The organism is Chitinophaga cymbidii, from assembly GCF_007992715.1.
Lineage (GTDB): Bacteria > Bacteroidota > Bacteroidia > Chitinophagales > Chitinophagaceae > Chitinophaga > Chitinophaga cymbidii.
On record NZ_BKAU01000001.1, the window covers coordinates 133,186 to 154,041 of the forward strand.

21 protein-coding genes are annotated in these 20,856 nt (G+C 51.8%); 10 read left to right on the forward strand and 11 right to left on the reverse strand.

The features are described 5' to 3' along the window. Nucleotides 1–23: 23 nt before the first annotated feature. The 3 genes from CCY01nite_RS00545 to CCY01nite_RS00555 are packed head-to-tail and all read left to right on the forward strand — an operon-like array spanning nucleotide 24 to nucleotide 1,593. Entirely contained in the window at nucleotides 24–893 is an 870-nt protein-coding gene (locus tag CCY01nite_RS00545; RefSeq protein WP_146857356.1) for a transglutaminase-like domain-containing protein, read from the forward strand. Nucleotides 894–935: 42 nt separating this feature from the next. Further along, nucleotides 936–1,178 (forward strand): DUF6364 family protein, encoded by a 243-nt coding sequence (locus CCY01nite_RS00550; protein WP_146857357.1) that lies wholly within the window; start codon nucleotides 936–938, stop codon nucleotides 1,176–1,178. Next, nucleotides 1,168–1,593, forward strand: coding sequence for a type II toxin-antitoxin system VapC family toxin (locus CCY01nite_RS00555; protein WP_146857358.1), 426 nt, complete (start codon nucleotides 1,168–1,170; stop codon nucleotides 1,591–1,593). The genes CCY01nite_RS00550 and CCY01nite_RS00555 overlap by 11 nt, the downstream gene beginning before the upstream one ends. An 83-nt stretch (nucleotides 1,594–1,676) precedes the next feature. Here the strand turns inward: CCY01nite_RS00555 and CCY01nite_RS00560 are convergent, their stop codons facing one another. From CCY01nite_RS00560 to prmA, 3 genes are all read right to left on the reverse strand, one after another. Beyond that, the gene (locus tag CCY01nite_RS00560) at nucleotides 1,677–2,477 is read right to left on the reverse strand and encodes a M48 family metallopeptidase (RefSeq protein WP_146857359.1); all 801 of its coding nucleotides are present in this window, start codon (nucleotides 2,475–2,477) and stop codon (nucleotides 1,677–1,679) included. A 91-nt stretch (nucleotides 2,478–2,568) separates the two neighbouring features. Then, nucleotides 2,569–3,219 (reverse strand): glycerol-3-phosphate 1-O-acyltransferase PlsY, encoded by a 651-nt coding sequence (gene plsY / locus CCY01nite_RS00565; RefSeq protein ID WP_146857360.1) that lies wholly within the window; start codon nucleotides 3,217–3,219, stop codon nucleotides 2,569–2,571. A gap of 129 nt (nucleotides 3,220–3,348) precedes the next feature. Further along, a complete protein-coding gene (gene prmA, locus CCY01nite_RS00570) occupies nucleotides 3,349–4,170 on the reverse strand; it encodes a 50S ribosomal protein L11 methyltransferase (RefSeq protein ID WP_146857361.1) in 822 nt (273 codons plus the stop codon). Between the two features lie 118 nt (nucleotides 4,171–4,288). On the opposite strand from prmA, the gene CCY01nite_RS00575 reads away from it, so the two are divergent. Further along, nucleotides 4,289–4,864: a hypothetical protein gene (locus tag CCY01nite_RS00575; protein WP_146857362.1), complete on the forward strand. Its 576-nt coding sequence runs from the start codon at nucleotides 4,289–4,291 to the stop codon at nucleotides 4,862–4,864. Nucleotides 4,865–4,968: 104 nt separating this feature from the next. Here CCY01nite_RS00575 and CCY01nite_RS00580 read toward each other — a convergent pair whose 3' ends face one another. From CCY01nite_RS00580 to CCY01nite_RS00590, 3 genes are all read right to left on the reverse strand, one after another. Beyond that, the gene (locus CCY01nite_RS00580) at nucleotides 4,969–7,317 is read right to left on the reverse strand and encodes a polyribonucleotide nucleotidyltransferase (RefSeq protein WP_146857363.1); all 2,349 of its coding nucleotides are present in this window, start codon (nucleotides 7,315–7,317) and stop codon (nucleotides 4,969–4,971) included. An 86-nt stretch (nucleotides 7,318–7,403) separates the two neighbouring features. Continuing rightward, entirely contained in the window at nucleotides 7,404–7,676 is a 273-nt protein-coding gene (gene rpsO, locus CCY01nite_RS00585; protein ID WP_146857364.1) for a 30S ribosomal protein S15, read from the reverse strand. 114 nt (nucleotides 7,677–7,790) lie between these two features. Further along, entirely contained in the window at nucleotides 7,791–8,483 is a 693-nt protein-coding gene (locus CCY01nite_RS00590; RefSeq protein WP_146857365.1) for a cell division ATP-binding protein FtsE, read from the reverse strand. 104 nt (nucleotides 8,484–8,587) lie between these two features. Between CCY01nite_RS00590 and CCY01nite_RS00595 the strand changes: the two genes are divergently transcribed. Together CCY01nite_RS00595 and CCY01nite_RS00600 are read left to right on the forward strand one after the other, a co-directional pair. Further along, nucleotides 8,588–8,983: a BlaI/MecI/CopY family transcriptional regulator gene (locus CCY01nite_RS00595; protein WP_246129812.1), complete on the forward strand. Its 396-nt coding sequence runs from the start codon at nucleotides 8,588–8,590 to the stop codon at nucleotides 8,981–8,983. Then, the gene (locus CCY01nite_RS00600; RefSeq protein WP_146857366.1) at nucleotides 8,980–10,641 is read left to right on the forward strand and encodes a M56 family metallopeptidase; all 1,662 of its coding nucleotides are present in this window, start codon (nucleotides 8,980–8,982) and stop codon (nucleotides 10,639–10,641) included. The genes CCY01nite_RS00595 and CCY01nite_RS00600 overlap by 4 nt, the downstream gene beginning before the upstream one ends. 93 nt (nucleotides 10,642–10,734) lie before the next feature. Here the strand turns inward: CCY01nite_RS00600 and CCY01nite_RS00605 are convergent, their stop codons facing one another. Continuing rightward, complete coding sequence (locus CCY01nite_RS00605; protein WP_146857367.1) at nucleotides 10,735–11,913, reverse strand: AIR synthase related protein; 1,179 nt, start codon at nucleotides 11,911–11,913, stop codon at nucleotides 10,735–10,737. Between the two features lie 77 nt (nucleotides 11,914–11,990). Here CCY01nite_RS00605 and CCY01nite_RS00610 point away from each other — a divergent pair, with 77 nt between their 5' ends. After that, nucleotides 11,991–12,917 (forward strand): bifunctional riboflavin kinase/FAD synthetase, encoded by a 927-nt coding sequence (locus CCY01nite_RS00610; RefSeq protein ID WP_146857368.1) that lies wholly within the window; start codon nucleotides 11,991–11,993, stop codon nucleotides 12,915–12,917. On the opposite strand, the gene holA is transcribed toward CCY01nite_RS00610, so the two are convergent. Beyond that, nucleotides 12,918–13,916 carry a DNA polymerase III subunit delta gene (holA, locus tag CCY01nite_RS00615; protein ID WP_146857369.1) on the reverse strand — a complete coding sequence of 333 codons (999 nt, stop codon included), beginning with the start codon at nucleotides 13,914–13,916 and terminating at the stop codon, nucleotides 12,918–12,920. 51 nt (nucleotides 13,917–13,967) lie between these two features. Then, a complete protein-coding gene (locus CCY01nite_RS00620) occupies nucleotides 13,968–14,693 on the reverse strand; it encodes a ribonuclease H-like domain-containing protein (RefSeq protein ID WP_146857370.1) in 726 nt (241 codons plus the stop codon). 102 nt (nucleotides 14,694–14,795) lie between these two features. Between CCY01nite_RS00620 and CCY01nite_RS00625 the strand changes: the two genes are divergently transcribed. Further along, nucleotides 14,796–15,761 (forward strand): DUF8428 domain-containing protein, encoded by a 966-nt coding sequence (locus CCY01nite_RS00625; protein ID WP_146857371.1) that lies wholly within the window; start codon nucleotides 14,796–14,798, stop codon nucleotides 15,759–15,761. Between the two features lie 195 nt (nucleotides 15,762–15,956). After that, the gene (locus CCY01nite_RS00630) at nucleotides 15,957–16,346 is read left to right on the forward strand and encodes a response regulator (protein ID WP_146857372.1); all 390 of its coding nucleotides are present in this window, start codon (nucleotides 15,957–15,959) and stop codon (nucleotides 16,344–16,346) included. A 91-nt stretch (nucleotides 16,347–16,437) separates the two neighbouring features. Here the strand turns inward: CCY01nite_RS00630 and CCY01nite_RS00635 are convergent, their stop codons facing one another. Further along, entirely contained in the window at nucleotides 16,438–18,078 is a 1,641-nt protein-coding gene (locus tag CCY01nite_RS00635; protein ID WP_146857373.1) for an ABC-F family ATP-binding cassette domain-containing protein, read from the reverse strand. 106 nt (nucleotides 18,079–18,184) lie between these two features. Between CCY01nite_RS00635 and CCY01nite_RS00640 the strand changes: the two genes are divergently transcribed. Next, nucleotides 18,185–18,724 (forward strand): HdeD family acid-resistance protein, encoded by a 540-nt coding sequence (locus CCY01nite_RS00640; RefSeq protein WP_146857374.1) that lies wholly within the window; start codon nucleotides 18,185–18,187, stop codon nucleotides 18,722–18,724. Here CCY01nite_RS00640 and CCY01nite_RS00645 read toward each other — a convergent pair. Continuing rightward, the gene (locus CCY01nite_RS00645; protein WP_146857375.1) at nucleotides 18,714–20,834 is read right to left on the reverse strand and encodes a S9 family peptidase; all 2,121 of its coding nucleotides are present in this window, start codon (nucleotides 20,832–20,834) and stop codon (nucleotides 18,714–18,716) included. The two genes, CCY01nite_RS00640 and CCY01nite_RS00645, sit on opposite strands and share 11 nt — an antisense overlap. Nucleotides 20,835–20,856: the final 22 nt, after the last annotated feature.

A 20,856-nucleotide genomic window follows, 5' to 3' on the forward strand; every position in this document is an offset into this window, starting at 1 on the left:
AAAATCTAACCAGAGGAGGTCTTTTGAACGAAACCAGGGAAATAAACGCATTATTCCATCTGCTGGATGACCCGGACCAGGAAGTGTTTGACACCGTTGCAAACAAGATCCTGCTGTTCGGAAAGGAGATCATTCCCAACCTGGAGCATCTCTGGGAAAATACGTTCGACGAATCCATCCAGGAGCGCATTGAGCTGCTCATTCACCGGGTGCATTACCAGGACCTGCAGGAAGCCATGCGCATATGGGCCACCACCGGCACACAGGAGTTGCTGCAGGGCGCGATCCTCGCCGCCCGGTACCAGTACCCGGACCTTGCCGCCGCGCAGGTCAACACCGAGGTCGAACGCATCAAGCGCAACATATGGCTGGAGCTGAACAACTACCTCACACCGCTCGAACAGATCAATGTGCTGAACAGCATGATCTATAATTATTTCGGGCTGAAAGGGGAAGAGGTTTCCTACAACCGCAAAAACCAGTTCTTCATCAACCAGGTGATAGAAGCCAAGAAAGGCAATCCCATCACCAACGGCATCATCTACCAGGCGCTCTGCTCCATGCTGGACCTGCCGGTATATGCCGTGAACATTCCCCGCCAGTTCATCCTGGCCTATTTCGATACGTTTTACGACTTCACAGAGCCCGCCGATCCGGGGGACTACCGCATACTTTTTTTCATCGATCCCATACAGGGGCAGATCTATACGCAGCAGGACGTGGAAACCTATTTCAAAAGAGTGAACGTTCCCGCCCTGCCGGCTTACTACAAGCCGCAAAGCAATGCCCGCATCATCCAGTTCCTGCTGGAGGAGATGTCCAAATGCTTCCGGGACGAGAAAGAGTTTTACAAGAAGGATGAGTTGATCAATCTGTCACAGATACTGGAATAAGCTTTAATGCGCATAAATGAAAATAATGCGTATCTTTGCATTATGAAAACAAGATTGAACCTTACCATTGAAGAAAGCTTGCTGCAACGCATGAAAGCATATGCTTCCCGAAAGCATATCAGCTTGTCTGAGTTGGTGGAAGGGTATTTCGAAAGGATCGTGCAGCCTGTCAGGGGTAAATCTATTGTTGATGTGGTTGAAAAGATGAAAGTGCCTGATATTCCGGCGGACAGGAATCTTGTAAGTGAATATTATGAGGACCTAGATAAAAAATATGGCGTATAAGCTTTTCCTTGATGCCAATGTTATTATAGATTATATCCTCAAAAGACCCGAAGGATATACATCCGCGAAAACTATCTTTGAAAGTATCGTGAAGGGCGAACATCTTGCATATACCAGTCCTGTAGTGGTTCACATAGTGGCGCATATCTCTAAAAAAATTCTTGGCGCGAAACAAACAAGAAAAATAATCCTGGCCTTGCTGAATGATGTACAGGTGCTGGATACCCATCATGATGTTATCATCCAGGCAATGAGCGCGGGTTGGGATGACATAGAGGATGCATTACAATATTACACTGCACTTTATCACAAAACAGACATCTTCCTTTCCCGCGATGAAGGGCTGATCAAAAAAGCTATTCCTTCTCTGCCGGTCTATCAACCATCTGTATTTATAGAACAGCTTGAGAAATAAATCATAAAAAAATCCCGGTCTACCAAGGCAAACCGGGAATTATAAACCAGTCAGTTCTTTTCAGGACTATCTTGTAACATATTTTACTTCGCCCTGTAATACTTCATCGCTTCCGGCATCAGCTTTTGCAGCTGCGCAATACGGCGATCGTCGCTGGGGTGCGTGCTCAGCAGTTCCGGGGGCTTGTTGCCGCCGCCTGCGTTCGCCATGCGCGTCCAGAAGGGAACGGCTTCCTGCGGGTTGTAACCGGCCATGGCCATGAAGATCAGGCCCAAATGGTCCGCTTCCAGTTCGTTCTGCCGGCCATAGGCCATCAGTCCGAGTGGACCGCCTACGTTAAAGGCCTGCATGAAAATATTCTGTGCCTGCGGGTTCTTGTTCAACGCTACCGCACCGGCTACCTGGATGCCCTGGGCCACCAGCCCCTGGCTCATCCTTTCGTTCCCGTGCCGGGCGATCGCATGCGCGATCTCGTGCCCCATTACACAGGCCAGCGCCGTTTCGTTCTGCGTTACCGGCAGCAGACCGGTATACACTACTACTTTACCGCCAGGCATGCACCAGGCATTCACCTGTTTGTCGTTCACCAGGTTGAATTCCCATTTGTAGCTCGCCACTTCGTTGCCAAGGTTGTTCTGGGTCATGTAAGTGGTTACGGCCTGCGCAATGCGCCCGCCTACCCTTCTGACCATTTCAGCATCCTTGCTTACGCTGGGAGACACGGCTTTATTCTGGGAAAGGAAGGTTTGATATTCCTGCAGGGCCATGGATTGCATGGTGCTTTCAGGAATGAGGTTTAACTGGCTTCTGCCGGTGATAGGAACACGGGTACAGGCATAGATAAGGCCTGCGCCGGCAAAAAGGAACAATGCGACTTTTTTCATCCGTCAGGTTTTTTTAATTTTTTGCTCTCCGTTAAAATTACCACTTTCTTAACACAGTGCAATCGCTGTGCCGGATTTGAATGGGGGGAGGTTATTCTTCGTCTTCCTTGTTCTTGCGGTTCTTGAACAAGGGCACTTTGGACTCATTGCCGGTCAGCAGACGGGCGATGTTCTTCTGGTGCGTGAGCACGACCATCAGGGCTACAGCGATCGCAAAAATGCGGTAGAACAGTTCTTTTTCCCGGAAGATGAAAAGGATCAGCACGGGAAATGCGATGCTGGCAATGATGGAGCTCAATGAAACGTAACGGGTGAGGAAAAGGATCATAAGGAATACGGCCACGCAGCACAGCGCTACGAGGGGTTGAATGGCGAGCACCATGCCGAAGAGGGTGGCAATGCCCTTGCCGCCGCGGAAACCTGCCCAGATCGGGAAGATATGGCCCACTACCGCAGCGAGGCCAAGACCTATCTGCAAGTTGACAAGTTGTGTAATGTGCTCGGGTGAATCGTAAATAGGGACGAGATAGGAAAGCCTTACCGCCAGGATGCCTTTCAGCATGTCTACCACCATTACGAAAGTACCGGCTTTGGGACCGAGTACCCGGAATGTGTTGGTGGCGCCGGCGTTACCGGACCCATGCTCGCGAATGTCCATCCCGAAAACTCCTTTACTTACCCACACAGCGGTGGCAAAAGAGCCTATCAGGTAGGCACCAATTAAAAGCAATAATTCTGTCATCACAATAAGTTAGAGTGCTAAGATAGTAAATATCCTGTTAAAATGAATACAAATTTAACAGCAATTATAATACAATCTATCGTAAATCAACAATTAAAATATGTAATTTTTTTCCACATTAACCAGTCCTCAGCCGGCAGTAAAAGAAAGCGCAAGCCAATGCTCTCTTTCGGATTTACGCTCCGGGCGCAGGTTTTCACGGACGGCGGCTTTCACAATGGCTGGTTCATCTTCCTGCAATATACCACTCAAAATCAATAATCCACCCGTCCGTAATATTTTTTTCATGTTGCCCATGTTGGCGAGCAGGATATTACGGTTGATGTTGGCGAGTATAATGTCGTACGACTGTGCCGGAATATCGTTGAGGTGGTCCGCCTGCCGGAAACGGATATGCGTGGCGTTATTGGCGGCTGCGTTTTCCAGCGAGTTTTCCACCGCCCAGGTATCGATGTCGATCGCATCGGTTTCGGCGGCGCCCATTTTTTCCGCGAGGATGGCGAGAATGCCGGTGCCCGTACCGAAGTCGAATACCTTCTTTCCCGTAAAGTCCACGTCCCGCATCAGTTTGATCATGGACCAGGTGGTGGCGTGATGCCCTGTGCCAAAGGACATCTTGGGCGTGATAATGATCTCGTGCATCACCTTTCCCTGCAGCGGTTCATGAAAGCCGGCGCGGATGCCGCAGAAATCATCCACCAGCACAGGCTGAAAGCTGCTTTCCCAAACGGCGTTCCAGTTCGCCTGCGCGATAGTTTCTTTCGTATAATCAAGACCGTGAGTACGCAGTATTTCCTGCAATACCGGTTCGCTGAATATATTTTCGGGGATGTACGCCACGAGGGTATCCGTCGTTTCTTCAAAACCTTCATAACCTGCATCGGAGAGTTGGGCTACCAGGATGTCCCTCAGCTCGGAGGGGGCGGATACGGTGATCGCGATATAAGACATAGGCGCAAGATAATTACAAATTCCTCAGTGCCAATGCAAAAATGTCGATTTGAAAAATTCCTTTGTGATAAGGCTTTGCTATGTTATATTTGACATTATAATAATATAACCTTATCCTATGAAAAACCTAGCAGCCCTGGCCATTGCCCTGGTCACCGTTATTAGCGGGCAGGCCCAAAACCTCGTCAAGCCTTACGACATTCCCTTACAGGATTCCATCACTTACCAGGTACAGACCGCTGTATTTACGATCAACAGGCAGGATGTGGAAGATTATTTCACGGGCCTGGACACGATCCTCGTGCAACGGAACTATGCGAAAGACGTGTTCCGCAACATCCAGTTCGCGCATCTTTCGCAGGAAGAAGTACAGCGGCACTACGGCATGGCCCGCAAGTTCTGGGCTTCCGCCAAAGGCACGCCGCTCAGCTACAGCACTGACCGCATTGCGCTGTTCTGGTCGGAGAACGAGAACGTGTTATTGCCTTATCTCGATGAAATACTGCCGGAGCTGCTGGAATACGGCAAAGTGCAGGTAACGGACCGCAGCACGGGGAAGCGGGTACCTCAGTACCAGCTGGACTACGAGAGCGTAGACGCGCAAACCTTCAAGATATTCAAATTCGTAAAAGGCCGGATCATCTGGCGGGAAAGCGAAGTTTTCCTGGAGCAGCTGACGAGTGTGGGCATATAACTTCGTATAGCCGGAAGCGTTGGGAGTTGCTCCCGACGCCATAGCCATAAAAAAAACGCTGCGTTTCATCGCAGCGTTTGCTTTTTATAGTCGTTTCTATTGTTCTATTGTTCGTCGAACACCGGACCTTCGAACGGACCTTCGGGTTCCGCGCTCTGCGGCGGGCGGCTGCTGCCACGATCGCCTCCGCGTTCTCCACGGTCGCCGCGATCACCACGGTCACGGTCGAAACCGCCTCTTCTGTCACCACCACGACGGTCGCCGCGGTCGCCTCCCCTTCTGTCACCACGATCACCGCGTTCTCCACGGTCTTCACGCTCGGGGCGCTCCACATAACCTTCGGGTTTCGGCATCAGCACCTTGCGGCTGAGCTTGAACTTGCCGGTTTTCGGATCGGTGCCCACCAGCTTCACTTTCACTTTCTCGCCTTCGCTCAGCACGCCGTCCATATTCTCAAGACGTTTCCAGGAAACTTCGGAGATATGCAGCAGCCCCTGCTTGCCGGGGAGGAATTCCACGAACGCGCCGTAAGGCATTACGCTCTTCACGGTAGAATCGTATACTTCGCCTACTTCGGGAACGGCTACGATGCCTTTGATCCAGGCAACGGCTTTATCAAGACTTTCTTTCTGTGCGGAGAAGATGCTTACTTCACCGGTTTGTCCTACTTCTTCAATGTTGATGGTAGTACCGGTTTCGCGCTGGATCTCCTGGATCACTTTACCACCAGGCCCAATCACCGCGCCGATGTATTCGCGGTCGATGATCATTTTTTCCATGCGCGGAGCATGCGGTTTCGGTTCCGGACGGGCGCCTTCGATGCAGGCGTACATGGCTTCCAGGATGTGCAGGCGGCCGGTGCGGGCTTGTGACAGCGCTGCGCGCATCACGTCCATGCTGAGACCGTCTACTTTGATATCCATTTGCACGCCGCAGATACCATCGCGGGTGCCGGTTACTTTAAAGTCCATATCACCGAGGTGATCTTCGTCGCCGAGGATGTCGCTCAGTACGGCCCATTTGCCGTCAGCAGCGCGGGAGATAAGGCCCATTGCGATGCCGGATACGTGCTTGGGCAGGGGAACGCCTGCGTCCATCAGCGCCAGGGAGCCGGCGCAAACGGTGGCCATGGAAGAGGAACCGTTGGATTCAAGGATATCGGAAACCACACGTACCGTGTAGGCGTAGTCGTTACCCGGCATCATCTGCTTGAGGGAACGCATGGCCAGGTTACCGTGGCCCACTTCGCGGCGGCCGGGGCCGCGCATCATTTTCACCTCGCCGGTTGAGAAGGGAGGGAAATTGTAGTGGAGGATGAATTTGCTGTAGTTGGAGGTGGCGGCGCTTTCAATCAGCAGCTCATCGTCCGGTGTACCGAGGGTCACGGTGGTGAGGGATTGTGTTTCGCCGCGGGTGAACAGGGCAGATCCGTGCGGAGAAGGCAGCAGGTCCACTTCCATGTTCAGGGGGCGCACCTGGTCCAGCACGCGGCCATCGAGGCGGATGCTCTGGTCCAGGATCATGTTGCGCACGGTTTCTTTTTCCAGGTCGTGGAAATATTCACCTACCAGCGGAGCGTCTTCTTCGGTGAGTTCACCTAAAGACTCCACCAGTTCTTCTTCTATTTTCTTGAATTGTTCAGAACGTTCGTGTTTGCCGAGGGCGGATTGTGCTACTTTCAGAATGCGGTCTTTCGCAAATGCGATCACTTTCGCGTTCAGCTCTTCGTTCTGATGCGGTTTTTCGTATTCGCGTTTAGCGGGACTGCCAACTTTTTCGCGCAGCTCTTCCTGGGCTTTCACCTGTACTTTAATGGCTTCATGCGCCAGCTCGATCAGTTTCACAAGGTCTTCCTCCTGGCATTCCTTGCTCTCGCCTTCCACCATCATGATGTTCTTTGCGGTGGCGGCTACGATATAGTCCATATCGGCCGTGGCAAGCTGCGTGCGGGTGGGGTTGATGACAAACTCGCCGTTCACCCGTGCAATGCGCACTTCGGAGATGATCTCCTGGATGGGCACATCGGATACCGCGAGGGCGGCGGATGCTGCCAGGGCGGCCAGCGCGTCGGGCATTACTTCCTGGTCGGAAGAAATGAGGGTCACCAGCACCTGTACGTCACAACGGTAGTCGTCGGGGAACAGGGGGCGCAGGGCGCGGTCGATCAAGCGGGAGATCAATACTTCATAGTCGCTCAGTTTACCTTCGCGCTTGAAAAAGGAGCCGGGAATACGGCCTGCGGAAGCAAATTTCTCCTGGTAGTCAACAGTAAGGGGGAAGAAAGATTGCCCGGGCTTGGGTTTCTGGGCAGCCACAACGGTAGCCAGAATAATACAGTTTCCAAGACGCACGGTTACCGCACCATCGGCCTGGCGGGCCATCTTGCCGGTCTCAATGGTCACTTCGCGGCCTCCGCCTATATCAAATTTAACCGTAGTAGGTGTCAGATTCATACAAAAGTGAGGATTAATAAGGTATACATACAAAAAAACTATTCCCAACTCTAAAAGTTGGGAATAGCGCTATAACTAGTTTCAGATTACTTTCTGAGACCTAACTTCTCGATAAGGGCGCGATAGCCGGAGAGGTTGGTTTTGGAGAGGTAAGACAGCAAACGCTTCCGTTGTCCTACCATTTTCATCAAACCACGGTGTGTGGAGAAATCTTTCTTGTTTGCTTTCAGGTGAGCGGAAATGCTGTTGATACGCTCTGTTACCAGGGCAATCTGTGCTTCAACAGATCCGGTATTCTTCTCACTGCCACCGAATTCTTTGAAAATATTTGCTTTCTTTTCTGCTGTTAAGTAAGGCATCTTTGATAATAATAAAATTTTTACTCGCTATTTTTCCGGTGCAAAGGTAAGAAGTAATATAAGAAGTTCCAAATTCTATATTTCGCCTACCTCCTCTGAAAATCAGCCCTTTATCTATACAAAATTTATTGCGGCATTGTCGATCACCTGGCCGTTCTCCGTACGGAGCACGCGGGACGGGAATTTCTGTAACACAATGTAGTCGTGCGTTGCCATGATCAGGGCGGTGCCATCTTCCCGGCAAATGCGGAACAACAGCTGCATAATGCCGTCTGATGTCTCCGGGTCCAGGTTCCCCGTGGGCTCATCCGCCAGGATCAGCTTCGGAGAATTGAGCAGGGCCCGCGCAATGTCTACCCGCTGCTGCTCCCCGCCGGACAACTCATAGGGCATCTTGAAGCCCTTCGTGCCCAGCCCCACCTTTTCCAGCACATCGTTGATCTTGTCCTCGATCTGCTTCGGCTCCTGCCAGCCTGTAGCCTTCAGCGCAAACTTGAGATTGTCATGCACATTCCGGTCCGTCAGCAACTGGAAATCCTGGAATACCACCCCGAGGTTCCGCCGCAGGTAAGGCACCTTCTTCCAGTCCATCTTCGTGAGATCAAAACCAACCACCTGGCCGCTCCCCTCCTTCAGCTGCAAGTCGCCGTACAACGTCTTCAGCAAACTCGATTTCCCCGTTCCCGTCTTGCCGATCAGGTACACGAACTCTCCCCTGTTGACCGTAATATTCACATCAGATAAAATCAGCGAATTTCCCTGGTAGATATTCACATTCGCCAGTTGAACTATCGGTTGATCGAGCATTATTTCCTTTTTTGAAGCCCAAAAATAATTAATTACTCGTTAGCGACGGAGATTCATCTTTTAACTAAAAAAATAGTTTGAAAACTAAATAAATAGTTTTACATTTGAAATGCATCAACTACATCAAGATGAAAACGCTCACCAAAGCTGAAGAACAGATCATGCAGGTATTGTGGAAGCTCGGCCCTTCCTTCGTGAAAGACATGATCGACGAAATGCCGGAGCCGAAGCCGCATTACAACACCGTGTCTACCCTCGTGAAAATATTGGTGGACAAAGGCTTCGTCAATTTCAAGGCGTATGGCAAAAGCCATCAGTATTACGCCCTCATTTCCAAGGAAGAATACAGCCACAAAACGGTGAAAAACCTTGTGTCCGGCTACTTCGAAGGCTCCTTCAGCAATATGGTCTCCTTCTTCGTGAAAGAAAAAGACATGAGCGTGGCCGACCTCGAAGCGCTCCTGCAACAGATCAAAAACGCTAAAAACCAGGCCAAATGACTCCCTTACTCGCTTACCTCGTTAAAGTGATCATCTGCTCCGGCATCCTGTACGGCTATTATCACATGGCCCTGCGCAACAACAGGTTTCACCAGTGGAACCGCTATTATGTGCTGCTCAGCACCCTGCTCAGCCTGGTGGTGCCGCTGATCCGCATCCCCCTCTCCTTCACGCCGGAAGAAACACAGGGCATCTACGTGTATACGTCACAGGTAGTAACCCTCAGAGAACAGGTATTCACGCCTTCGGCCGCACAGCAGGCTACTTATGTGAACTGGGCGGTATGGCTGTACGGCGCCATCATTCTGTTCTGCCTGCTGCGCCTGTGCGCTGGTTATTTCAGGATACTCCGGCTGGTCTACCGCAGCCGGGTGGAATTTATCAAGCCTTACTGGCTGGTGCTTTCAGAGCAGATCGCCGCGCCTTTTTCATTCTTTAAATACATTTTCTGGAACAGCGGCATGAATGCGGACAGCACGGAAGGCCGGCAGATACTGCAGCATGAGATGGTGCACCTGCAGGAAAAACATAGTACGGACAAGCTGTTCATGGAAATCATCACCGCAATTTGCTGGATCAATCCCTTCTTCCATCTTTTCAAAAGAGAGCTGACGCTGGTGCATGAATTCATTGCGGACAAAAAAGCGGCGCAGAACGGGAACGCGGCGGATTACGCGCAGACGATCCTTTACATGGCCCTGCAATCCGGTCCCAATTTCAGCATGACCAACAGTTTTTCACAACATCCCATCAAACGCAGAATCTTTATGCTTACTACATCCCGCCAACTAAGGTTCAGTTACCTCCGCAGGCTGATGATCCTGCCCATCGCCACCATGATATTCTGTTCGCTGGCATTTGTGGTGAACGAAAACCACAGCTTCGCCAACGTCATCAACCCTGCAGACACCATTCCGCCACCGCCGCCTCCGGCGCCGTCCGCGCAGTTCAAACCGGATACATTGCCGAACAACGAGGAAGTGTTCACTTTTGTGGAACAACCACCTTCCTTTCCCGGCGGTGATCCTGCCCTCGCCAAATTCCTGAACCAGAACATCCGTTATCCGCATGCTGCCACCGAGAAAGGCAAAGGCGGCACCATCTTCGTCAGCTTCGTTGTAACGAAAGACGGCAGCGTGAAGAACGTTAAAACCGTGGGCGCTAAAAAAGGATACGGATTGGAAGAGGAAGCGGTACGGGTAGTAAAGCTGATGCCGAAATGGAAGCCCGGCAAGCAAAACAACAGGCTGGTGAACGTGCAGTTCAACCTGCCGATACGTTTTACCCTGCAGGAAGTGAAGCCTGAAAAGAAGGCGCCGAAAGTAGGTAAAGACGGCGTGTACACCTATGCGGACGTGATGCCTAAATTTCCCGGCGGCGACGAAGGGTTGGCAAGATACCTGAGCACCAATATCCGTTATCCGGCCGATGCAACAAAACTTGGTATAATGGGGAATGTACTGGTTTCCTTCACGCTGGATACAGAAGGGAATATTAAAGATGTGCGTGCGGTCAACAAACCTGTGCTTGGCAGTGGATTGGAAGAAGAAGGCATAAGAGTGGTAAAATCAATGCCTAAATGGAGGCCGGCGATGGATGGAGGAAAGACTGTGCCGATCCGCTTTGCCGTGCCGATCAGGTTCCAGCTTCAGCATTAAACCTCATCAAAATACGAAGGCCGCCGCCACTGTAATTTTTCTTTCAGCGGATAGCTGACAAAAAGAAAGTTACGGTGGCGGCGGCCTTTTCAATTATTCATATTCGAAAGTTCCAGCTTCGCTTTTCACCGTCACTTTTTTAGCGGGACTGTCCGTCACCCGCCCCACTACCTGCGCTTCTATGTTATAAGTCTGCGCAATGCGGATAATGTCTTCCGCAATATGCTCCGGCACATACAGCTCCATGCGGTGCCCCATGTTGAACACCTGGTACATTTCTTTCCAGCCGGTGCCGGATTGCTGCTGTATCAGGGAGAACAGCGGCGGTATCGGGAAAAGGTTGTCTTTTATCACGTGCAGGTTTTCGATGAAATGCAGCACCTTGGTTTGCGCACCTCCGCTGCAATGCACCATGCCGTGCACCTGCGGCCGGAATTGCTCCAGCACCTGGCGGATCACCGGCGCATAAGTGCGGGTCGGCGACAATACCAGCTTGCCGGCGGTGATATTTCCCACGCCGGGGATATCTATCATGTCCGTCAGCGCTTTGCTGCCACTGAATACCAGCTCTTTCGGAATGCCGGGGTCGTAGCTTTCAGGGAATTTTTCCGCTACGGTTTTGTTAAATACGTCGTGACGGGCGGAGGTAAGGCCGTTGCTGCCCATGCCGCCGTTATACTCCCTTTCGTAGGTAGCCTGGCCGTAAGATGCCAGTCCCACCACCACATCGCCCGCCTGGATGCGGTCGTTGGAGATCACGTCCGCGCGTTTCATGCGGCAGGTAACCGTGGAATCCACGATGATCGTACGCACCAGGTCGCCCACATCGGCGGTTTCCCCGCCGGTGGAATAGATGCCCATGCCGTAGCTGCGCAGCTCTTCCAGTATTTCTTCCGTGCCGTTGATGATCGCGGCGATCACTTCGCCGGGCACGAGGTTTTTGTTACGGCCGATCGTGGAGGAAAGGAGGATGTTATCGGTAGCGCCCACGCACAGCAAGTCGTCCGTATTCATGATGATGGCATCCTGCGCAATGCCGCGCCATACGCCCAGGTCGCCGGTCTGTTTCCAGTAAGCGTAAGCGAGGGAGGATTTGGTGCCTGCGCCGTCCGCATGCATGATATTGCACCAGTCCGCGTCACCGCCGAGGATGTCCGGGATGATCTTGCAGAAAGCGCGGGGGAATAGCCCTTTGTCGATATGCCGGATGGCATTATGCACATCTTCCTTGCCGGCTGAAACGCCTCTTTTGGCGTAAAGGTTTTGGTCCACGATGTTCCTTTGATGTTGTAATAAAGTGCAAAAGTAATAGATTTGCACGGCGTTTTTGCAAATATGATCATCTAGCCATGCAGGTTCACAGGGATTTACACCATTTACCGGATTTCCGCAATGCCGTTATCACCATCGGCACGTTCGACGGGGTGCACAGCGGCCATCAGTACATCCTGCAGCAGTTGCAGGAAGCTGCGGAAGCCTGCAACGGCGAAACGGTGATCATCACCTTTGATCCGCATCCGCGGGAAGTGCTCGCGCCGCATGACAAAAACGTGCGCCTGCTTACTACGCTGGACGAAAAGATCCGGCTGCTGGAACAACGCGGCATCCATCACCTGGTGGTAGTGCCTTTTACCAAAGCGTTCTCCGAACTGTCCGCCCGCGCCTATCTCGAAGATTTCCTGATCCGCACTTTCCGCCCGCATACCATCATCATCGGGTACGACCACCGTTTCGGGCATAACCGCGAAGGCGGGCTGGAATTGCTGGAGGCCGAACAGCAGCAGTTCGGGTTTCAGTTGCTGGAGATCCCCCCGCAGGTGGTGCACGATCTCACCGTCAGCTCCACCAAGATCCGGCAAAGCCTGCAGAACGGCGCCGTACAGCTGGCTAACGAACTGCTCGGCTATCCCTATTTCCTGAACGGAACGGTCGTGCATGGCGATAAAATGGGCCGTCAGCTGGGCTTTCCCACCGCCAATATCCACCTGAACGACGGGCGCAAGCTGATACCCGCGCAAGGCGTGTATGCGGTAACGGTAGAAACCGGCGGGCGGCGCTTCAAGGGCGCGCTTAACATCGGCACCCGGCCCACGTTCAACGGCGCCGAGCTGCGCATAGAAGTATATATCCTGGATTTTAATGAAGAGATCTATGGGGAGAACATCCGCGTGTCTTTCCTGGATTATATCCGTTCAGACAAAAAATTCGATTCTGTAGACGCATTGGTTTTACAGATGAAGGATGATGTGGAAAAAGCGCGGGTGATCGCGGGATAATTATGGCCGCAGCATCCGGAACACCAGCTCCTTCATCAGTTCCCCGTCCTCATTCCCCGCGTCGTTAATACCGATACTCCGCAGATTGTACTGATGCAGCAAAAGGATCGCCCTTTCCGTTCCTTCCGGCCCGAACTTGCGGGCAGCCGCCGTGTAATCTTTCAGGAAAAAAGGATGTACGCCCAGCGCGGCCGCCATTTCCTTTTCCCCGCCTTTCACACCGAATAACAGGCTGATCTTCGAAAAATAATTATAGAGCGCCGGGATCACCATCTGGATAGGCGCGGCTTTGGGGTTGGCGGAAAAATATCTGATGATGCGCATTACTTTCGGCATGTCCTGCTGCCCCAGCGCGTTCTGCAATTCAAAAACATTGTACTCCTTGCTGATGCCCACGTATTTTTCAATATCGTTCTCATCGATCTTCTTGCCTTCCGGCAGGTTCACCAGGAGCTTGTCTATTTCATTGGCGATGCGGGACAGGTCGTTGCCGATGTGGTCCGCCAGCAGGATGCAGGCTTTCTCCGATATGGCAAGCCCCTGGCTGCGCACGTAGGCTTCCGCCCAGGAGGGCAGCTGGTTGTCGTACAGCTTTTTGGTGGACAGCATCACGCCGCGGTCCTTGATGAGCTTCGCCATTTTGCTGCGCCCGTCTATTTTGCCCTGTTTGTGGGCCACCACAAAAACGGTGGATTCCAGCGGTTTGTCGATGTAAGCTTCCAGCTTCAGGATGTCGCGCATCGCCTGCGCTTCTTTCAGGATCACCACCTGGCGGTCCGCGAACATGGGATACCGGCGGCAGGCGTTGATAACGGTGGCCCAGTCCGTATCCTTCCCGTACAATACGGTCAGGTTAAAACCTTTGTCCGCCTCGCTGAGCAGCTGGTGCTCCGCGTACTCCACCACCTGGTCGATAAAAAAATCCTCCTCGCCTTCCAGCCAGTAGAGCGGCCGGAATTTTTGCTGTTTCCAATCCCTGATGATATCCTGGTATTCCATTTTCTAATTTATATTCGTCATCTTCCTTTTTCCATCACCGGCAGCCTTTCGTCATCTTACGATCTGCACATTTTCATTTTCCAGCAGCGGCAGGCCCTTGAACCTCAGCAGCAGCTGCCCCACCGTCAGCACATCCTTCTGGCAATACTCCACGATCCTCGGCAGGTTGCGTTCTTCCCAGTAAACTTTGCCCACCATGCCGCCGTTGATGTCGTCTTTCGGCGTAGGAATGCCCAGCACGGTAGCCAGCAGGTTCAGGGAAGCGTAATTCCTGAATTCCCCGAAACGCCATATCTGCATCGTGTCCAGCAGCGGCATTTCCCAGGGCTTGAGGTTGTGCAGGTGCATCGGCGCCGGCAAAAGCAGGCCGTTTATCAGCGTGCGGCGGCAAAGATATGGAATATCAAATTCGCGGATGTTATGCCCGGCAAACTGGAACCGGGGATATTTTGTAAAGAACTTATGCACAAGTTCGAGGAAGCCTGTTAATACTTCTTTCTCGTCATCTCCGCAAAAAGATTTGATACGTAATTGATAATGACCATTTTCCACATGAAAAAAACCCGCAGAGATGCAGACCACCTTTCCGAACTCGGCATAGAGGGCGGCTTTTTCAAAGTAATGGTCCCCCTCCTCTTCAGAATCTGGCGCAATTTTTGCATTTTTCTCCAACCAGAGAGCCTGAAGCCCGGCTGGCAGGTGATTAAAGGCAGCAGTGAGCGGGGTGGTTTCTATGTCTAACAAGAGCAATTGATCGAGGGCGACGTTATTCAGCACAGCCAAAAAGTTTAAAACTTGTAATTTAAGCAAATTTTAACGTTCTGCTTTTTTCGGAAAAATTTTACCCATATAAACAATCTAAAATAAAACGACAACATTATGACGGAAAATACTTTCAATGCTGGTACGCCCAGTAATTCCGGATCTGAAAAACCAAAAAGCAACAAAAACGGTATCATCTACGGCATCCTGATCGCCGCCCTGGTAGGTACCTGGGGGTATATGTATTACGACAAAAGCCAGTCCAGCAAGGAAATTGCCATCAAAGACAACCAGCTGGACACGCTGAACAATTCACGCAACGAACTGCAATCCGAATATGATGCCGCACGTGCGCGCCTGGACAACCTGATCTCCCAGAACAGCCGCATGGACAGCCTGGTGAAAAGTAAAGACAAGGAAATTGCCGATATGAAAAACCGTATCAGCAGCATCCTTTCCAACAGGAACGCCACGCAGGCGGAACTTGCCGAAGCGCGCAGGCTTATTGAACAGCTGAAATCCAGCACCGAGTCTTATGTAGCCACCATCGAAAGACTGGAAGGTGAAAAGCTGGTGATCACCGGCGAACGCGATTTCGCCCGCAAGGAGCGTGACTCCGTGGTAACGGTGAAAGACAGCCTCGGCAAGCAGGTGGACCTAGGTTCCGTGCTGCATGCCTCCAACATCCAGCTCTCCCCCATCAACGTACGCAAGAACGGCAAGGAAGAAGTGACTTCCAAAGCCAAACGCGCGGACATGATGCGGGTATCGTTTGATGTGGACAACCGCATTGCCACCACCGGCGACAAAGAGATCTTCGTAGCCATCACGGCGCCCGACGGTTCACCGCTGGCGGTAGAAGCCCTCGGCAGCGGCCGCTTCACACTGGAAGACGGCACCGAGAAACTCTACACCGTTAAGAAAATGGTATCTTACACCACCGGCACCAGCCAGTCCGTAAGCATGGACTGGAAGCAAAACTCCGATTTCAAACCGGGCGATTATACCGTAGAGATCTACCAGGACGGCTTCAAGATAGGTTCAGGAAAAGTGAACCTGAAAAAGGGCGGTCTTTTCAACTAAACAGGCATAGAGCAATCCAACATTCATAGTAAGAAAGGTGCGGCGAAAGCTGCGCCTTTTTTCATTTAAATATGTTATCAGGAATGTTAAAGATTGGTTATTGAATAAAAAATATATATAAAAATAAAATAAAATTAATTTTCTTTGCACCAGCATTTACAGCAGAGATGACCCTTCCTCATAATACCAAAAGACATGGCAAATACGAATAAAGTAGTTTATGTGATTGACGATGATGAGATTTTCCACTTTATTGTAAAGAAGATGTTCGGCTTACAGGGATGGGATGTGGTGGTGAATTCGTTTCTTTCCGCGGAAGATGCCATAGAAGACCTGGGGTCTTTTGCCGAGTTGCCCTGCCTGATCATCCTGGATATGAATATGCAGCGGATGAACGGATGGGATTTCATAGAAGCGTACCGCGAGCTGAAACAGCGTACGCAGCAGGATGTGCCGATCATTATGTGCTCCTCTTCCATGAATATCCAGGACATGGAAAAAGTGAAACGGACGCCGGAGCTGATGGCTTACATCACCAAGCCGCTGGATCGCTCCAAAATGAAAGTGATAGAAGAATACCTTTAGATAGATGCTGGCCCGCCAGCAGTTAGAACCCAAAAAAGTACACAATAGCAAAAGAGCGAAGACTGATCTTCGCTCTTTCCTTTTTTATCTTTTATGCAGTGACCTGCTCTCCGTACATTTCGGCGCGGAGCGTTTTCACACGCTCGTCTTCGAGGTATTCATCGAAGGTGCTCAGGCGGTCGATAATGCCGGATGGCGTGATCTCGATGATGCGGTTGGCCACGGATTGCATGAACGTATGGTCATGCGTGGTGAAGAGCACGATGCCTTTGAAGTTCACCATGCTTTCGTTGAACGACTGGATGGATTCCAGGTCCAGGTGGTTGGTGGGCTCGTCCAGGATCACCACGTTCGGGTCCTGCAGCATCATGCGGGACACCATGCAGCGTACTTTTTCGCCACCGCTCAGCACCGATGTTTTTTTCATGATCTCGTCGCCGCTGAACAGCATTTTACCGAGGAAGCCGCGCAGGAAGGGCTCATCCACATCCGTTACATGCGGCGGCACGTACTGGCGCAGCCAGTCCATCAGGTTATAATCGCTGGTGAAGAACTCGGCGTTGTCGTCGGGCAGGTACGCTTTGGTAACGGTAGTGCCCCATTCCAGCTTGCCGCTGTCCGCCTGCTGATCACCGTTGATGATGTCGAAGAAGGTGGAAAGCGCCAGGTGGTCTTTGGAGAGGAATGCGATCTTATCGCCTTTATTTACGGAGAAAGTTACGTCGCTGAACAGCTTGCGGCCGTCCACGCTTTTCTCCAGCTTTTCGATGTTGAGTATCTGGTTGCCTACTTCACGCAGCTGCTTGAAGATGATGCCGGGGTATTTGCGGCTGGACGGCTCGATGTCTTCGATGACCAGCTTCTCCAGGGCTTTCTTCCTGGAAGTGGCCTGTTTGGATTTGGAAGCGTTCGCGCTGAATCGTGCGATGAAGTCCATCAGATCTTTCCGTTTATCTTCCATCTTCTTGTTCTTGTCGCTGATCTGGCGGGCGATCAACTGGCTGGATTCATACCAGAAGGAATAGTTACCGGTGAAGATCTTGATCTTGGCGCGGTCAACGTCTGCCACGTGCGTACAAACGGCATCGAGGAAGTGACGGTCGTGGCTCACTACGATCACGATGTTCTCATAATCAGCCAGGAAGTTTTCCAGCCAGCCGATGGTCTCCACGTCCAGGTGGTTCGTGGGCTCATCCAGCAGGAGGATGTCGGGGTTGCCGAACAGCGCCTGCGCCAGCAGCACACGCACTTTCAGCGCACCGCTGAGGTCTTTCATCAGTGTACCGTGCAGCTCTTCTTTCACGCCAAGGTCGCCAAGCATTACACCGGCATCGCTTTCGGCCGTATAGCCGCCCATTTCACCGTATTCCGCTTCCAGCTCGCCTGCGCGCATGCCGTCTTCTTCCGTAAAGTCTTCCTTCGCATAGATGCTGTCCCTTTCATGCGCAATCTCCCAGAGCTTTTTATTGCCCATGAGCACGGTATTGAGCACGGTCACCTCGTCAAACTCGTAGTGGTTCTGCTTGAGCACAGACATCCGCTCGCCGGGGGTGATCTCCACGGTACCCTTGTTGGGTTCTATTTCCCCTGAAAGTATCTTGAGGAAAGTGGATTTACCTGCCCCGTTGGCGCCGATCACGCCATAGCAGTTCCCTTTGGTAAAGTTGAGGTTTACCTCGTCGAACAACACCCGTTTGCCGAAAGAAAGCGTTACGTTTTTTACACTGATCATTACTGAATCTGTTAAAATTTGAAGCCGCAAAGTTACGAAATATTAATGGTTCCGGGAACAATCTTCCGGTACCTGCTGTTATCTATACAAACAAAAAATTGATCATATGATCCAACATCTTGCCAAATACTGGTGGCTGTTTGTCCTCCGCGGCGTTATGGCTGTGATCTTCGCCATCCTGGCCTTTATCTGGCCGGCCCTCACCCTGTCCGTGCTCGTGGTCTTCCTCGGCGCCTACCTGTTCGTGGACGGGCTTTTCTCCCTGGTGCACGGCTTCCGGATCATGAAGCGGGACAGTCACTGGTGGGTGCTGGTGCTCGAAGGGCTGCTGGGGATTGCGGCGGGACTGGTAGCGCTGTTCATGCCGGGCATTACGGTTGTTTTCCTCGTGACCCTGATCGCTTTGTGGTCTGTTGTTACGGGGATACTGGAGATCGTGCTGGCGATCCGTTTGCGGAAAGAGCTGAAAAATGAATGGATGCTGGTGGTAGCAGGGATCTTCTCGATCGCTTTCGGGATCGTGCTGTTTGCCCAGCCACTGGCGGGTGTTGTAGTGATCGCGTGGTGGCTGGGGATCTATGCGTTGCTGTTTGGCTTTTTGCTGATACTGGCGGGGATGCGGCTGAAAAAGACCATTACTTCGTAATACCTTCCAGGTATAACAGGAACCCATACTGCAGGGCCACCTCTTTCAACGCCCTGAACCTCCCCGACGCCCCGCCGTGGCCTGCTTCCATGTTCGTTTCCATCAGCAGCAGGTTATCGTCCGTTTTCATCTCCCGCAATTTGGCCACCCATTTCGCCGGCTCGAAGTACTGCACCTGTGAATCATGCAGGCCGGTGGTTACCAGCATATTGGGATAGGCTTTCTGCTCCACGTTGTCGTACGGGGAGTAGGATTTCATGTATTCGTAGGAATCCTTGTTCTTCGGGTTGCCCCATTCATCAAACTCGCCCGTGGTAAGGGGAATGCTTTCGTCCAGCATGGTGGTGACCACGTCCACGAAGGGAACGGCTGCTACAATACCATGCCAGAGGTCCGGGCGCATATTCACGACAGCGCCCATCAACAGGCCGCCGGCGCTTCCGCCCAGCGCGTACAGATGTTCCTTGCTGGTATATTTTTGCTGTACCAGATATTCCGCGCAGTCGATGAAATCTGTAAAGGTGTTCTTCTTCGAAAACATCTTTCCATCCTCATACCAGTGCCTGCCCATTTCCTGCCCGCCGCGGATGTGCGCGATGGCGTAACAAAAGCCGCGGTCCAGCAGGCTGATGCGGTTGGAGTTGAACGTTGCTTCCATAGAATTGCCGTAAGAGCCGTAGCCGTACAGCAGCAGGGGTTTCTGGCCGTTCTTTTCAAATCCTTTTTTATACACCAGCGAAATGGGCACCTGCGTGCCGTCTGTGGCTTTAGCGAAAAGCCTTTCCGTTACGTATTCTTTCGGGTCGTATCCGCCGATCACCTCCTGTTGCTTCTTCAGCTCCTTTTCCTTCGTTTCCATGTTATAGTCGTAGGTGGATGATGGTGTGGTCAGCGAAGTGTAGCTGTAGCGCAATACTTTCGTGTCCATTTCAGGATTGACGGAGGAATAGGCAGTGTAGGCCGGTTCCCCGAAATCGAGGTAATGCTCCTGGTGGGTGGTGGTGTTCATCACCCTGATCTGCGTGAGGCCGTTCTTCCTTTCGCTCAGCACGAGGTAATCGTTAAACACGTCTATGCCCTGCAGCAGCACGTCTGTGCGGTGCGGCACCACTTCCTTCCAGTGTTCCTTCGAGGTTTTGTCCAGCGGGCATTCCATCAGGCGGAAATTCTTCGCGTCCAGGTTGGTGACGATGAAAAATTTGTTCCCGCGGTGATCGATGTCGTACAGCATGTCTTTTTCGCGGGGATGGAAAATTTTAAACTCGCCATCCGGCCGGTCTGCGTCCAGCACCCTGTATTCGGAGGAAAGCGTGCTGCCGCTGCCAATGACGATGTATCTTTTTGATTTTGTTTTGTAAACGTAAGTGCTGTAGGTTTCGTCCTTTTCGAAGAACACCGTTTTGTCCGTCTGCGGATCTGTGCCGAGCAGATGTTTTTCTATCCGCTCGGAACGCAGCGTAGTGGGGTTCTTCCGGGTATAGAACAAGGTCTTGTTATCGTTGGCCCAGGTGGAACCGCCCGTGGTTTCGGGGATGGCGTCGCCCAACAGCTCCCCTGTTTCCAGGTTTTTGACGTAGATGGTATATTTGCGGCGGCTCACGGTGTCTACCCCATAGGCCAGCAGCTTGTTGTCAGGGCTCACGTTCAGGCCCACGGCGCTGTAATAGGCATATCCTTTGGCCAGTTCGTTCACGTTCAGGATGATCTCTTCCACGGAAGCCTCGTTGCCCTTCTTGCGGCAATAGATGGGATATTCCTTGCCTTCCTCGTAGCGGGTGTAGTAGAAATATCCGTTCTGGAAATAGGGTACGCTTTCATCTTTTTCCTTGATGCGGCCGCGCATTTCTTCGTATAGCTTTTCCCGTAATTCCTTCACGGGCGAGAGCATGGTGTCCAGGTATTTGTTCTCGGCGGTGAGGTAGGCGATGACCTTGGGATTTTCCCTTTCGTTCAGCCAGTAGTAATTATCGATCCGGGTGTCGCCGTGGATCGTCATTTCTTTTTTGATCTTTTCGGCCACGGGAGGCGTTGCGTGTATTTGCTCCAATTGCTTGTTATTTGTGTTACAGGCTGTGATAGCCACGATGGTAAATGGGATTAATTTTTTCATAAAGCAGGATTAGGATGAATAA